The 14,258-nt window shown below is 50.3% G+C and carries 9 protein-coding genes; 2 read left to right on the forward strand and 7 right to left on the reverse strand.

Going from position 1 to position 14,258, the window contains the following annotated elements; genetic code table 11:
• Nucleotides 1-79: 79 nt before the first annotated feature.
• The 4 genes from yahG to yahD are packed head-to-tail and all read right to left on the reverse strand — an operon-like array spanning nt 80 to nt 4,543.
• Nucleotides 80-1,498 carry a DUF1116 domain-containing protein gene (gene yahG / locus AABJ99_RS18180; RefSeq protein ID WP_039021045.1) on the reverse strand — a complete coding sequence of 473 codons (1,419 nt, stop codon included), beginning with the start codon at nt 1,496-1,498 and terminating at the stop codon, nt 80-82.
• Nucleotides 1,498-3,045 carry an acyl-CoA synthetase FdrA gene (gene fdrA, locus AABJ99_RS18185; protein WP_338387398.1) on the reverse strand — a complete coding sequence of 516 codons (1,548 nt, stop codon included), beginning with the start codon at nt 3,043-3,045 and terminating at the stop codon, nt 1,498-1,500. The genes yahG and fdrA overlap by 1 nt, the downstream gene beginning before the upstream one ends.
• Nucleotides 3,035-3,898 carry a DUF2877 domain-containing protein gene (gene yahE, locus AABJ99_RS18190; protein ID WP_039021044.1) on the reverse strand — a complete coding sequence of 288 codons (864 nt, stop codon included), beginning with the start codon at nt 3,896-3,898 and terminating at the stop codon, nt 3,035-3,037. The genes fdrA and yahE overlap by 11 nt, the downstream gene beginning before the upstream one ends.
• A 39-nt stretch (nt 3,899-3,937) precedes the next feature.
• On the reverse strand, nt 3,938-4,543 hold the full coding sequence (yahD, locus tag AABJ99_RS18195; protein ID WP_039021043.1) for an ankyrin repeat domain-containing protein: 606 nt from the start codon (nt 4,541-4,543) through the stop codon (nt 3,938-3,940).
• A 257-nt stretch (nt 4,544-4,800) separates the two neighbouring features.
• Here yahD and yahC point away from each other — a divergent pair, with 257 nt between their 5' ends.
• Together yahC and yahB are read left to right on the forward strand one after the other, a co-directional pair.
• Nucleotides 4,801-5,298, forward strand: a complete 498-nt coding sequence (yahC, locus tag AABJ99_RS18200; RefSeq protein ID WP_039021042.1) for a DUF1097 domain-containing protein — start codon at nt 4,801-4,803, stop codon at nt 5,296-5,298.
• A 91-nt stretch (nt 5,299-5,389) separates the two neighbouring features.
• Complete coding sequence (yahB, locus tag AABJ99_RS18205; protein WP_001084390.1) at nt 5,390-6,322, forward strand: LysR substrate-binding domain-containing protein; 933 nt, start codon at nt 5,390-5,392, stop codon at nt 6,320-6,322.
• Nucleotides 6,323-6,363: 41 nt separating this feature from the next.
• Here yahB and pdeL read toward each other — a convergent pair whose 3' ends face one another.
• From pdeL to betT, 3 genes are all read right to left on the reverse strand, one after another.
• Nucleotides 6,364-7,452: an EAL domain-containing protein gene (gene pdeL, locus AABJ99_RS18210; RefSeq protein ID WP_000146382.1), complete on the reverse strand. Its 1,089-nt coding sequence runs from the start codon at nt 7,450-7,452 to the stop codon at nt 6,364-6,366.
• Nucleotides 7,453-7,593: 141 nt separating this feature from the next.
• Nucleotides 7,594-11,577, reverse strand: a complete 3,984-nt coding sequence (gene ehaA, locus AABJ99_RS18215) for an autotransporter adhesin EhaA (protein ID WP_039021041.1) — start codon at nt 11,575-11,577, stop codon at nt 7,594-7,596.
• Nucleotides 11,578-12,149: 572 nt separating this feature from the next.
• Nucleotides 12,150-14,183, reverse strand: a complete 2,034-nt coding sequence (gene betT, locus AABJ99_RS18220) for a choline BCCT transporter BetT (RefSeq protein WP_039021040.1) — start codon at nt 14,181-14,183, stop codon at nt 12,150-12,152.
• Nucleotides 14,184-14,258: the final 75 nt, after the last annotated feature.

Raw genomic sequence — 14,258 nt, forward strand, 5'->3', positions numbered from 1 at the left:
CAGAGGGTGATGAGGTTATGAAAGTGAGGTTGCCCCTCTCCCCAGAAGGGAGAAGGGATCGTAAAGTGCACTTTGCAGGTCAGACGCCGTAACGTTCGCACCAGACAAGAATGGCTTTTTCGAAGCAGGCGAATGGTGGATGCACAATGCCCGCGCCAATCATGCCGACGCCCGCATCTTTATGGGCAATGGCGGTGTTGATCACCGGCAGAATGCCACTGCTGCCCACGCGGGTGATGTCGATTGCCGACGGCACGCCCATAAAACCGAGCAGCGGAATGGTCACGTTCGGGTTTTCGCCGAGAGTGATTTCACGCATCTGCCGGGAGAAATCGATAGCCTCTTCCACCGTACCGCCCACCAGCGCGACGATAGCGGGTGCGGTCGCCATCGCAAATCCGCCAATACCGTAGGTTTCAGTAATGGCGCTGTCGCCGATATCCAGCCCCGAATCTTCCGGCTTATAACCTGCAAACATCGGGCCGATCACCTGCTGCGCCGGACCGGTAAACCATTGCCCCGGCAGGCCGCTGACCCGCAGGCCGAACTCGACGCCGTTACGCGCCATCGTGGTCACCACGGTGCTGTATTCGATGCCGTGCGCCGCATCCATCGCCGCTTTACACATCGCCATCCACGTCGGGCCGGAGAAGTAGTCGCTGCTGGCGACAAACTCAAACACTTCGCGCTGTTGCTCGACGGAATAACCCGCCTGAATAATCCCCGGCGTCAGCGCCTGAATCAGCAGCGTCGTCCCGGCGTTATTGCGGTTATGGCATTCATCGCCCATATGCAGCGCCTGCGCCAGCATCAAGCGCAGATCGATCTCGCCGATAATTTTCATCGCGTCACGCAGCATTGGCCCCTGCACATCGCGCATCCAGTTGAGGCGGTCAATCACGCTCTGATCGTTGGCACCCATACGCAAAATCTTCGCCATCTGCTCGCTCATATTGGTGTAAGCGATGTTGCCGTAGGTTTTGTTTTTCACGATGTGCATAAACATCGAGGCAGAGGTAACACCCGCCATCGAACCCACGCAGTCATGCTCGTGGCACGGCGAGAAAGTGATCTCCCCGGAAGCCGCCAGTTCGGCCGCCTCGTCGAGATCTTTCGCCAGCCCTTCGAACACCAGGGCCCCGGTGACCGCGCCTTTCATCGCGCCGCACATTTTTTCCCAGGTCACTGGCGGCCCGGCGTGAAGAATGGTTTTCGCCGTCATGCCTGGCACCACGTTAATCGCCTGATCAAAGCCAATCAGTACCGGATGCGACTGGATAATGCGTTCCAGCGCCTGCTGGTTAGCGGCGGCGATTTTGTCTGCCAGCGGTGAATCGGCAATGTTGTCCAGCGCCTGCACCACCTGCATATTGCCCTGCCCCGGCGGCGTCCAGTCGAGTTGGGTCACTTCTACATACTGCTTTTTCAGGTCATCGCTAAACATGGCGATGCCGACGTTAATAACGTTCAACGGTTGGCTAAACAGTGACTGGCTCATCAGGCTTCCTCCCCTTTGCAGATAAATTCACGCGCCAGCAATCCGGTATTGGTGCTACTGCTGGCCAGAATCACCCCGGCATCAAGCAGCATCTGGCTTTGTTGTGCTAACGATGGCGTATCGAGATCGGTGCCCAGTACATAGGCGAGAATGATCAACTCGCGTCCTTCGGCGGCAGCGATCGCTTTCGCTTCTTTGATCGCCTCGATGGTGGAACCGACCGGATCTTCATGCGATCCAAATCCGAGCACAAAATCCATCACGATCACCGCCACTTCTGGATCGCGCGCTTCTTCGATCAAGCGACTGATACGGTTGGTGGGGTCAATCATTGGATGCGGCTTGCCGTTGGTGAAGTCGTCATCGCCAAAGTCGAGGAAGGTGTGTTTGATGCTGCGGTTGATATCTTGCAGGCGGAATTCCGGATCGGGCTGGATATTGCTGTAGGCATCGCCGTGTTTTTCCATCACCGCGAACATGGTTTCGTCACACAGCGTGCCGCCGCAGAACAGGCCACGAATGTATTTCTGCTGCGGTTGCAGGCGAGCGCGCACGTCAGCAATCAACGGCTGGTTCAGCGTATGCAGCTCGAGATGTTCTTGTTTCACGCCGGAGAGCATCACCGCTTTCAGTGCCGCCTCTTTACTGCCGCGGGCAAACTGTAGCCCGTGCTCGTCCACTGGCGTTTCGCCACGACCGAGGAAGCAGACCACCACCGGCTTGCGGCAGGCACGTGCGCGTTCCAGCACTTTGCGGGCCACCGCAGGCGCAGGCGGTTTGGAGATAAGCACAATGATTTCAGTTTGCGGATCGTTTTCCAGCATCCCGATGGCGTCGAGCATCATCAGGCCGCCGATTTTCTCGCTCAGGTCGCGCCCGCCGGTGCCAATCAGTTGCGAAACGCCGCCGCCAAATTCATGAATACGGACGCTCAGTTCCTGGCTACCGGTGCCGGATGCGCCAACAATACCGATGTTGCCGCGACGCACAGCGTTACCAAAGCAGAGCGCCGCGCCGTTGATAATCGCCGTGCCGCAGTCTGGCCCCATCATCAGCAGCCCTTTTTCGTGGGCCAGTTGCTTGAGCGCCAGTTCATCTTCAACCGAGACGTTATCGGAAAACAGCATCACGTTAAGATCGTTTTGCAGCGCCTGACGCGCTTCGCGAGCGGCAAACAGACCGTTGACCGAAATCACTGCCAGGTTACTTTCCGGGATATGCTTTTTGGCGCTGGCAATCGTGGCATAACGCGCCTCGTGCGAGCCGCTTTGCGCTTTGCTGTTGAACAGTTCTTCAATCTCCACCAGCAACTGCTCGTTGTCTGCGCCCGCTTTGCCGTTGATGACAATCATCAGGTCGCCGTTTTTCGCCTGCTCCAGCTCCGACGTCAGCAGCCCTAAATTCTTCAGAACGCCTTTGTTCATTTCGGTCGCCATCGCCACAAATGCCTGCTCGACGCCGTCGAGTTTATTTGCACGTGTGGAGATAGACATCAGCGAGACAGAATCAAAATAGGTATTCGGTTTAATGACTATTTTAACTGACATAATTCCCTCCGTAGGTTTGGCTCAGCGCACAAGCATCGGCCATGCCATACAGCATGTCGCAGCCGGAACTGGAGCCAATATGTTTAATTTTTTCTATTGCCTGGGTTGAATTCCCGGGGATGCCATAAATAATGTCGTGAATAAAAGGGTGAATATTTTCCCGACAACGTTGCTGTAATGCGGCTTCCAGCGTTATGGCACTTAGTAACGTGGTATTATTTCTGCCGCGTTGCAGACCGAGATAAAATTTCTCTTTGTATTTTTCCGCCGGATGCCCGGAAATAAATAAAATAAGTACCAGCCCGGTCAGATAATCATCGGCTGATGGCGTAAGGCCAATCCCTAACCCCATCATATTAGCAACCGCCAAAGCGATATTTTGTTTATCGCTTACTGCCTGAATAACTGCCCGTCGTTTAATACGTAATTCTTTATTTAACGCCTGATAAAACGGATTATCGCCGCAATAATTAAACAGGGTTTCATTTTCCCCCAGGTGCTGATGAATAATGTCGTGCCACTGTTGCCAGGCGATAAGGTGAAATTTTTCAGCGGTCATTTGCAAGGTTGGGGACAGCCAACGCTGGCAATGACTCATCTCTATATGAAGATGCTGACCAACCGTAATGCCTTGATCGTCAAACTGAACTTTATCACCATGATGGAACAGACCATTAAAGTGAGTGAGTGCCAACCGACAACTGTTTGGCGCATTGTCGTACTCTTCACAAAGCAGCGTTAGCAACTGCTGGCGGGCCGGAAGTGCGATATTTACCGCTCTGGCAAAGACCTGTTCAACCTGTCCTTGCCCCCGCTGCGCCAGAAAATCAGCATCCGCAGTTAGCGCCCACACACACCGTCTTTCTGGTGTGTTGATAGCAAGCCTCCCGGTTTATGCACCTGCGGCAATCAGTAACTGCGCAATCTCTTCAAAGCCTCGTTCCCGCGCCAGTTCCAGCGGCGTTTTGCCATATTTATCGGTCAGATGCGGGCTGGCACCGTGTTCAAGTAATAACTGGACAATCGCCTGCTGTTTAATCCCGCCATCGTTAAGCACAATCGCTTCCAGTAGCGGCGTCCAGCCAACATGGTTGGTCTGGTTAACGTTAATCTCCGTATGCGCCAAAAGCTCTTTCACAATACTTAAATGGCCTTTTTCACAGGCAGGCGTCAGGCCGACACCGCCGAAACGGGTTACACAATTAAGGTCTGGTTTAGCCGGTAAAATAATTCGTAGTAGCGTTAAATCACCGTTCAGGCAGCTCATTAAAAAAGGATTTAAACAGGTCTGGTCTTGTTTATTAATATCCGCTCCGGCATCAATTAATGCCTGAACGCAAGCATATTGCTGATATAAACTTGCCAGCGTAATTGCCGTTTTCCCCTGACGATCGCAGGTATTTATATCTACCCCCAGAGCAAGGCAGGTTTTTACTTTATCGATATCACCCTGTTGTGCAGCCAATAAATAATCGGCAGGTAGATTTTTTATACTCATTAACATTCCCCTGTTTTTTGTGGCTGTTTTCGATGAATTGAGAATAGCAACGATAATCTGATAAAAGAACCCGCTTAAATTTAATTCGCCGTATTTCGCCTTTTTGTTGAATGATGTTCAACAATCTTTTCGCAGTGTGCGGTAGTGCAATATTTGTTTCTTTGACCCGATACCCTTTCACTCAATCAGGTTTTATTTCTCTATAGTCTGCACATGTAAGAGTAGCTTTCGTCAATGTCTAACCAGAGGGGAACAAGATGAACGGACTCACGGCAACGGGTGTCACCGTCGGTATTTGTGCAGGGCTTTGGCAGTTAGTGTCTTCACATGTTGGGCTTTCTCAGGGATGGGAATTATTAGGAACCATTGGCTTTGTCGCCTTTTGCAGTTTTTATGCCGCAGGCGGCGGTAAATCGGGGTTTATCAGAAGCCTGGCGGTTAATTATTCCGGGATGGTGTGGGCGTTTTTCGCTGCGCTGGCTGCCGGTTGGCTGGCCTCGGTGAGTGGGATTTCCGGCTTCTGGGCGAGCGTGATTATGACTGTACCCTTCTCGGCGGTGGTGGTCTGGCAAGGACGTTTCGGTTTACTGTCTTTTATTCCCGGAGGCTTTCTCGGCATGACGCTGTTTTTTGCCAGCGGGATGAACTGGACGGTGACATTACTGGGTTTTCTGGCGGGTAACTGCGTGGGAATAATTTCAGAATATGGCGGACAAAAATTAAGCGAAGCGACGACTAAACGCGACGGGTATTAAAAGTTATTCAAAAATGATTATCTATCTTTAACCGATACCTCTACAGTCATAGCTGGAGAAATTCATAGTAGATAATGGCGGGAATGGTTTAATGAACTCAATTTTTACCGAAGAGAATCTGTTGGCATTTACTACCGCTGCGCGTTTTGGCAGCTTCAGTAAAGCCGCAGAAGAGTTGGGTTTAACCACTTCCGCCATTAGCTACACCATCAAGCGAATGGAAACAGGGCTGGATGTGGTGCTGTTCACTCGCAGTACCCGCAGCATTGAGTTAACGGAGTCCGGGCGTTATTTTTTCCGCAAAGCTACCGACCTGCTGAATGATTTTCACGCCATCAAACGCAGCATCGATACTATTTCGCAGGGCATAGAAGCGCGTGTGCGCATTTGTATTAACCAACTGCTTTATACGCCCAAACACACCGCACGCTTATTACAGGTACTGAAAAAGCAATTTCCAACCTGCCAGATTACCGTCACCACCGAAGTGTATAATGGCGTCTGGGATGCGATTATTAATAATCAGGCGAATATCGCTATCGGCGCACCCGACACGCTGCTGGACGGCGGCGGCATTGATTACACGGAGATTGGCGCGATTCGCTGGGCTTTTGCTATCGCCCCGGATCACCCGTTAGCCTTTGTGCCGGAACCCATCGCCGAAAGCCAACTGCGTCTCTATCCTAATATCATGGTGGAAGACACCGCGCATACGATTAATAAAAAAGTGGGCTGGTTGCTGCATGGGCAGGAGTCAATTCTGGTACCGGATTTCAACACCAAATGTCAGTGCCAGATTTTAGGTGAAGGGATTGGTTTTTTGCCGGATTACATGGTCCGCGAGGCGATGGCGCAATCCCTGCTGGTCACCCGACAAATCCATAACCCGCGCCAGGATTCGCGCATGTTACTGGCGACCCAGCACTCTGCCACCGGTCAGGTGACGCAGTGGATTAAAAAACAATTTTCGCCAAATGGCATATTAACGGGGATCTATCAGGATTTACTGCATCGGGAGAATTAATTGCTGCCAACCTCCCGATGCGCTGTGAATAGCGGTTTACATCAACCACCTGCTTTCATTACCCATTCAGAGATAAATTTATTACCCGGTACTGGCGGAGAGTACAAATAGCCCTGCAAAAAGTGAACGCCTTTGCCGATCATTAAATCCGCCTGCTCCTGGGTTTCTACCCCTTCCGCCACGATACTCAGACCAGGCTTACGCGCCAGTTCGACAATATTGTCCACAATATGACCGGAAATTTCGTCGACACTCGCCATTTGCACAAACGACTTGTCAATTTTAATAAAATCGACCGGAAACGCCTGCAAATAACGATAGGTCGCATAACCCGTACCAAAGTCATCCAGCGCAAAGGTAATGTTGTGCTGATGAAGGCTGTCAAATATCGCTCTGGCTTCTGGCGTTACCGGAATGGGGTTGCGTTCCGTTAGCTCAAGAACCAGCTTGATTTTATCGTTACCTAATTTCTTGACCAGATTCAGACACTCTTTTTCAAATCCTGCGGCCAAAAAACATCCTGCCGAGACGTTGATGCCAATATGGAAATTATCCGGCAGCAAATGTTTTACTGGCATCAGAATATCCGCAGTCTGTTTCATCAGCTGGCGAGTCATTATGACAATAAGACCGGATGACTCCGCCAGAGGAATAAACTGATCCGGTGGGATAATTCCCGTTTGCGGATGTTCCCAGCGAACAAGCACTTCACAGCCCGTCAGTACCCCTGTCTGCGCGCAGAAAACGGGCTGGATCCACGGTTTGAATTCGTGATTTTCCAACGCCAGACTGATGGCTTCAGGCGTGACGATATGGTGACAACGGTTATCAGGAATATAAAAATTATTTTTATTTCCCTTGCCACTGATGACTTGCGGATGATATTGAAAAAAGATATCCCGCCAGAAAGTAATATCACTCTGGATGCCTAATTTTTCATACAACTGCTTCTTCTGATGTGAAATTGTCTTTGCGCTACGATTTCTGTATTGTGATATTTCTGTAACCGACATTCCCTCCATTAGCAGCTTGAGTAAAAGCCGTTCTTTTTCGGACACGATACCAGGCAAGGTCAAATTAACCGTTGCCCCGAACTCTTCCAAAAAAACACTCAAATCATGCGAAGCCATTGAACACACCTTGATGAAATCTTGTGCGCCAGCTAAATCTGCTTGTCTTCACTCTGACTGATAAAGCTGACTGCAAGAAAATGACACAGAGAGCCGAATTGTCTCCCGTTCGGCTCTCTCTCCTTTTACTCATTATTCAGATCAGAATTGCCACTTAATGCCCACCATTGCAGAGGTGTCATTATATCCTCTATCGGCAACCTGAACGCCCACATTCCCCCAGACATTCAGGTTGGCATTTAGCTGTCCTTCCACCCCGGTTTTTATCTCAGCAATATTTCGGGCTCCATCCTGAGTGACGGACACGCCATCCATACTGGTGCTGAAATCCTTACTGTTATGCAGCCAGTTCACTTCTACAAACGGCTGGAACTCGCGGGATTTACCCTCATCCATTTTATGGTGGCTCTTCAGCCAGGTTTTTACGCCAAGTCGGGTTTGAACATTGCCATCACCGTTGCTATGAACAAGGGTGCCATTGCTTTCGCGGTGCTTATCGGCTTTTACACCCATCCAGGTAACCTGGGCTTGCGGCTGAACATACCATTCGTTACGCGTTCCCTGGCTGCCGTTAAATTCAGCTAATTTGTGTTTGTATCCAGCTTCCAGTGAAGCGGTAAATCCTTTTGATTTATAGGATTCACTTTGTAAGTCATCCCCTTTCACTGTGTTATCAAACCAGCTGTACTGCGCCCAACTGTCGAGATACGCGCCATTACGCGACTCGTCATCGGCATACCAGGTGGCATAGAGGCCTGTGCTATATCCGTTCACACTCGCTTTTGCACGATAACCAGTTCGCGAGGAAATGGTTTTGCTGTCGCTGTTGCCATATCCCGCCATGACCCCAACATGCCAGCTGTCGCTGCCGTTTTGGCTCCACTGCGCGATATCGCCTCCCAGTTGCAGAACATAGCGATTGCTTTGGGTTTTCAGCTGGCCGCTGCCATCACGCCATTTATTATGACCACCTTCATGGCGCATCCACATAGTGGTTTGTTTCTGCTCACCCGTCACCATGTCGGTATAGTACGTATTACCCAGACGCTCATGCAGACGCGTGTTGAACATGGTATTCGCTGCTGCAAGGTTCGCAATGTAGCTACCCGCCTCCGGTCGCAGGTCATTATCCACATTCAGATCCGGACCCGGCGTAGGTGTCGGGTTAGGGTTCGGCTCTGGATTCGGGTTTGGCTCCGGATTCGGCATCGGGTCTGGCTCCGGCTGCAGTTCAGGAGAATCACTGCCGCTGGTCAGATACCAGTTACCACTATTTGCCCCTTGTCCACGCGCGAGAGTGTAGTCATATGCCCCCGCAACGATACGCCCAGCCTGAACAAATTCGCCCTCAGACTTACCGTCAACATGGATAAGTTCGATACCGTTAAGGGTTTTCGCACCTGTACCTCCAGCGTTATTCACCGTAACGGCAGTCGTGCCGCTAGTATCGCCCTCGACAACCAATTTATCGGTTACTGAGTCATCGCCATTCAGTACCGTATTCATTACCAGTTGGCCGTTATTACCGTGGTAGTTCCCCTTCACCACCAACACGTTGCCAGCTTGCTGTCCTGACATTCCGGTCATCAGCGTACCGTTGTTGGTCAGATTGCCGCCCAGGGTGTAATTCACAGACGCAGCCGCTCTTTTTTCAGCGCTATTATTCAACACCAGGGTACCGTTGTTCTCAAGGTTTGCGCTACCCAATCCCTGCGCATGACTAACCAGGACATTAGCCGAATTAGCAATGTTCACATTCGCCGTCAGGTTGCTGTTATCGCCCGCGATATCCAGCGTGCCGCCCTGAACATTCAGCTCTCCGCTTCCCGTTAACGAACCGGTTGAAGTGCCCCCGTTGGTAACCGTCAGACTCCCGCCGTTCAAGCTCAGCAGTGAATCGGCGCTGCCATTGAGCGTGCCCACGATCTGGCTGTGACCATTCATATCCAGTTCAGTCTCTGCCGCCAGACGCAGTTCATGGGTATTACCCAACACGTTATCGTTATTCAACAAAAGCGTCCCGCTACGTAGATCGGTAACACCGGTATAGTCATTGTCTTTGTTTGAAAGCGATACGGTCTGACCTTTCTGGCTGCTGAAGGCCAGGTCACCACTGCCGGTAACCTTTGCACTGAGATCGGCGGCATTCTCGCTCTTACCGTTGGCACTCAGCACCAGGGCGTCACTGTCGGTAGCCTGCAAATCAAGCTGGGTCAGGCCGTAACCGATATACAGACCATCATTGTTTACCCCACTCGTCAGGCGATAATCATAAGTGCCGACGGCCGCTTTTTGCCCATTCTGCTGAATATCACGCTGTGAGCTGCTGGAGAGGATTTGCCCATTTTTATTCTGTAGTTGAAGATTACCCGCATCCCCCAGAACTTCCGCACCCTGTGCATCAACCAGCTTAATGGTGCTGTTACCATCATCGACTTCAGTGAGCGATAACGCAGAGTCAATATCACGAGAAACAGAGCGTACAACGTCACTGTCAGTAACCTGAATCACACCCTCGCCGCGCAAATCCAGCGTTTTACTAACGTTGACCGTCCCTTCTGTCATCTGCGCGCCAGCGGCCAGGGCACCAAAATCAACGGTTCCGCCCGAGAATCCCAGAGTGCTAATGGAGTGAGCGCCCTTACCCACTGTTATCTGGCTTCCCTGACCCGCAGTGATCCCGCCTTTCTGCAGAAACTCAGCATTTTTTTCCAGGTTAAATGTCGTGTTCTGGAATGCCAGTGCCCCCTGAAACCAGTCTGTATAAGCAAACTCATCGAAGGAGAATTCGTGATTCCCCATGTTTATTTCAACAACGCCTTTACCTTCAAGATCGTTATCAAACACCCAATCTTTATTGGCATTAATTTGCAGTTTGCCATCAACATCCAGTTCTGCACGGCCGATGTTCTTGTCTTCAGAAATAACAGCGACAGCATCGGAAGCGACATCAATATATCCGCTGAATGCATAGTTATTGCCGGTCAACTCCACCGTCCCACTGTCGATACTTATTGTACCGTTGCCGGAAATCTTATTGGCAAAGGTCATGCTATCGTCAGCCTTCAGGTGTAATTTCCCGCGGTTGGTGATCTCTGCAGTGCCTATATTTTGAGTGATCCCCAAAGCCCCGTTTTTCTCAATTTTGACTTTGCCGCTAAAGGCGGAGTTATCACCGGTTAAGTAAGTTGTACCATTGAGCGCATTGATATAGCCCAGGCCCTCGCTGCCACTGACAATATCCGCGGAAATAGTCGCGTTTTTGTCTGTGTGGTTTAAAGTGATTTTCTTCTCGGATGTTTTTGCCCACACAAACTCAATTTTTTCGGCATCAATAATCCCTGCTGCTTTCGCATCGCTCCCTTCCTGGGCACCTAGCGCCAACTCCGAATTGGTGCTTAAACTAATAGTCGGCGCAGAAATTTTACCACCTTCCGAAACAGCAAGTGTTGTATCGGAGACTTGATCATAATAGCCCAGGCTAATTTGCTTACTGGCATTAACTTCACCGCCGTTATTAACTGACAGGTACTGATTACCACCGTAACTGCTGTAAACGCCCATAAAGAAGGTTTCAGAATTTACCTGGCTACCTTCCCCACTGACATTTCCCTGCGTATAAGTCAGACGACTGGTGCCCTTAACATGGATTTTGCCGCCGTTGGAGACATTAAAATAGCCGCGATCGTGTCTCATGCCTGAGTTTGATTCATACAAATCATCAGCATATAACTCGCTGCCAGCATTGGAGACATTCAGGAACCCCGTACCTTTCAGCAAAAAGTTAAGTGGGCCATTGATTGTTACCTTTCCTCCGGTAATATCCAACCCACCACCAGAAGCGAGAGTCAGACGCGGACGGGAAGTATCTGTCGCATTGATTACCAGATTGGCATTGTCAGTCACCGTAATACGGTAATCGATGCTCTGGTTCTCTTTGCCAAAATCAATAGTTTTATCCTGGTTTACGATGACATCATCGGCGAATACCAGAGATGAATATAAACTTATCGCGCTAATTAAAACAGCCCGGGACTTTTTTCCTTTTACTCTGCTCCCCAGCTCAGAGCAGACGCTCCAACAGTTACGGGACCTGTTCCACTTTAGCCGATATATTTTATTCATCACAATCTCCAGCAATACATCCAAATAAAACTAAGATTGCATAAACAGCAACGCATTAAATGCCATTCCGGTTACTGTTCATCGCATATAAAAATTCAAAAATTTTGCATAGCATTGACAACCACATATCTGAGTATGTAGTTCAGAGGGTAATAAAATAGCAAGTTATTACTGAAAACTTATTTTAAGTTAACACTCTTAACTTTATCATTACATTCCTCCCAGTCTCTAATACCTGCGCATTATATGTATCCAGGAACTCAAATCAACTCAAAATATAAACAAAAGCAGGAGGAATACATTTAATATACAGCCGATAAAAGTGGTAACTCTTATTAGGCATCAAAATATAAGAATCGTCTTATTAATAAATATATAACTCTATAGGACTGAATCCATTCAGCTAATACAAAATAAAATCGTTAATTAATAAAATATAAAATCATGAAGTGATACAAGAGGAATTGCAGGATATGACATGACAATCATATATAATATATGCATAATTTTTTACAGCGAGTCAATGATTCCCGCGCCATATGCAGACATGGCGCGGTTTTATGCAATAATAATCACGCGTCCGGGAACATCACGCTATGGCCCGGCGCTTCACGATGGAGATGGATAAAGTTAAGGTGCCGCTCGTACTGGTCGAGAATATCGGTGATCACCTGCTCTTTGCTGTAGTCCATCAGGTCGTTGCCCTGGCTGCCTTCTAACAGGAAGGTTTCCAGCCGGTAGTAGGTCGATTTACCGCTACGTGCGCGGTAGGTAAAGCCCGGCACCGAATATTGCTGCGGCCAAATCTGATAGACAAAGTTTTGCTCTTCGCCCATATGCACCAACAAATCCAGATGCCCCAACTGTTGTCCCTCTTCCGGCGGCAGGCTTTTTAGCTCCACGTACGCGCCGCGCAACCGCAGCTCCTGCGCCACTTCTTCCATTGCCGGATAACAGACGGTTTCCATCATCTGTTTGGTGTAACGCGTTCCTGGGTAGTTCATCAGGCGCGAGAGACGCTTTTTCCAGCTCAGGCGATCCTGAAGCCCCAGCGGTCGCGGTGCGGTATCACGGTTGGCACTTTCACGGCGGTAATCTTCTACCTTCAGAGATTTATACAATCCCGCCATCACGAAGAAAATCACAAAGCTGAACGGCAGCCCCATGATTACCGTGGTGTTTTGCAGCGCGGATATCCCGTTGGTCATCAGCATGCCAAGCGTCAGCAGACCAATCGCCACCGACCAGAAGACGCGCAGCCAGCCGGGGGCGTCGCTGTTGATATCTTTAAGCTGCGAGGTGAAATTCCCCAGCACCAGCGCGCCGGAGTCCGCCGAGGTCACATAAAACAGCAGGCCAGTAATGGTGGCAACCGAGGCGCTAAAGGTAAATGCCGGATATTGCGCCAGCAGGCTGTAGAAGCCGCGCTCCGGATGGACCATCGCTTCCTCGGCAAATGCCGCGCCGCCGTGGATGATTTCATACAACGCGCTATTGCCGAACACCGAGAGCCATAACAGCGTGAAGGTAAACGGAATAATCAACGTCCCCAGTACGAACTGGCGAATGGTGCGTCCACGCGAGATACGCGCCAGGAACAGGCCGACAAACGGCGACCAGGCTACCCACCATGCCCAGAAAAAGAGCGTCCAGTTATTCATCCACTCAACCGGGCGGTCAAAGGCGAAACTGTTGAGCGTCATGCCCATAAAGCGGTTAACGTAATCGCCAACGTTCAGCACCAGCGCATTAAGCAGGAACGAGGTGTCGCCCATAAACAGCACGAACAGGATCAACCCCAGCGCCAGTGCGACATTGAGTTCAGACAATACGCGAATGCCTTTGTCGACACCGGAAGTCACCGAGATAGTCGCGATGATTACCGACAGCGCGATCAGCGCCGCTTTCGCCGCCATTGAATCCGGGATATCAAACAGTACGCTCAGGCCATAGTTAAGCTGCACCACGCCAATGCCGAGCGTGGTGGCAATCCCGAAGATGGTGCCGATCACCGCTGCAATATCCACCGAGTGACCAATCGGCCCGTTGATCCGTTTACCGAAAATCGGATACAGCGCCGAGCGGATCGTGAGCGGCAAATTATAACGATAGCTGAAGTATCCGAGCGCCATGCCCATCAGCGCATACATCGACCAGCCGGTTAAGCCGTAGTGAAACAGCGTCCAGACCATCGCCTGACGCGCCGCTTCCATCGTCTGCCCTGCCCCTTCCGGCGGCTGCATATACTGCGTGACCGGCTCAGCAACGGAGAAGAACATCAGATCAATACCAATCCCGGCAGCGAACAGCATCGCCGCCCAGCTCAGTAGACTGAATTCCGGTTTGGATTGTTCAGGCCCGAGCTTCACCGAACCAAAACGCGAACAAGCGATGCAGACCACAAAGACAATATAGAGCGTTGCCGCCAGCAGATAGTACCAACCGAAGGTTTTAGAAACCCAGTCCAGCGTGCGGCCAATCCACAGGGCTGAGAAGTCGCGAAACAGGATCGTTGTCAGGGAAAACAACAAAATCAGTCCGGCGGAGGTGTAAAACACCACCGGATTGATTTTGTCCTTTTCCCTGCTGTGCGAAAGGTCTGTCATCCAGTATCCCCACTGTTATTGTTACCATTTAAAATCAAATTAGTAACAATTAAGACACATTTTATATTGAACGTC

It is taken from the genome of Escherichia coli (assembly GCF_036503815.1).
In the GTDB taxonomy this organism is placed as follows: domain Bacteria; phylum Pseudomonadota; class Gammaproteobacteria; order Enterobacterales; family Enterobacteriaceae; genus Escherichia; species Escherichia coli_F.

Excerpts from the sequence above, each read along its gene's own strand:
- yahG (WP_039021045.1), bottom strand. The coding sequence starts at position 1,498 with ATGAGCCAGTCACTGTTTAGCCAACCGTTGAACGTTATTAACGTCGGC.
- fdrA (WP_338387398.1), bottom strand. The coding sequence starts at position 3,045 with ATGTCAGTTAAAATAGTCATTAAACCGAATACCTATTTTGATTCTGTC.
- yahD (WP_039021043.1), bottom strand. The coding sequence starts at position 4,543 with ATGAGTATAAAAAATCTACCTGCCGATTATTTATTGGCTGCACAACAG.
- yahC (WP_039021042.1), top strand. The coding sequence starts at position 4,801 with ATGAACGGACTCACGGCAACGGGTGTCACCGTCGGTATTTGTGCAGGG.
- yahB (WP_001084390.1), top strand. The coding sequence starts at position 5,390 with ATGAACTCAATTTTTACCGAAGAGAATCTGTTGGCATTTACTACCGCT.
- pdeL (WP_000146382.1), bottom strand. The coding sequence starts at position 7,452 with ATGGCTTCGCATGATTTGAGTGTTTTTTTGGAAGAGTTCGGGGCAACG.
- ehaA (WP_039021041.1), bottom strand. The coding sequence starts at position 11,577 with ATGAATAAAATATATCGGCTAAAGTGGAACAGGTCCCGTAACTGTTGG.
- betT (WP_039021040.1), bottom strand. The coding sequence starts at position 14,183 with ATGACAGACCTTTCGCACAGCAGGGAAAAGGACAAAATCAATCCGGTG.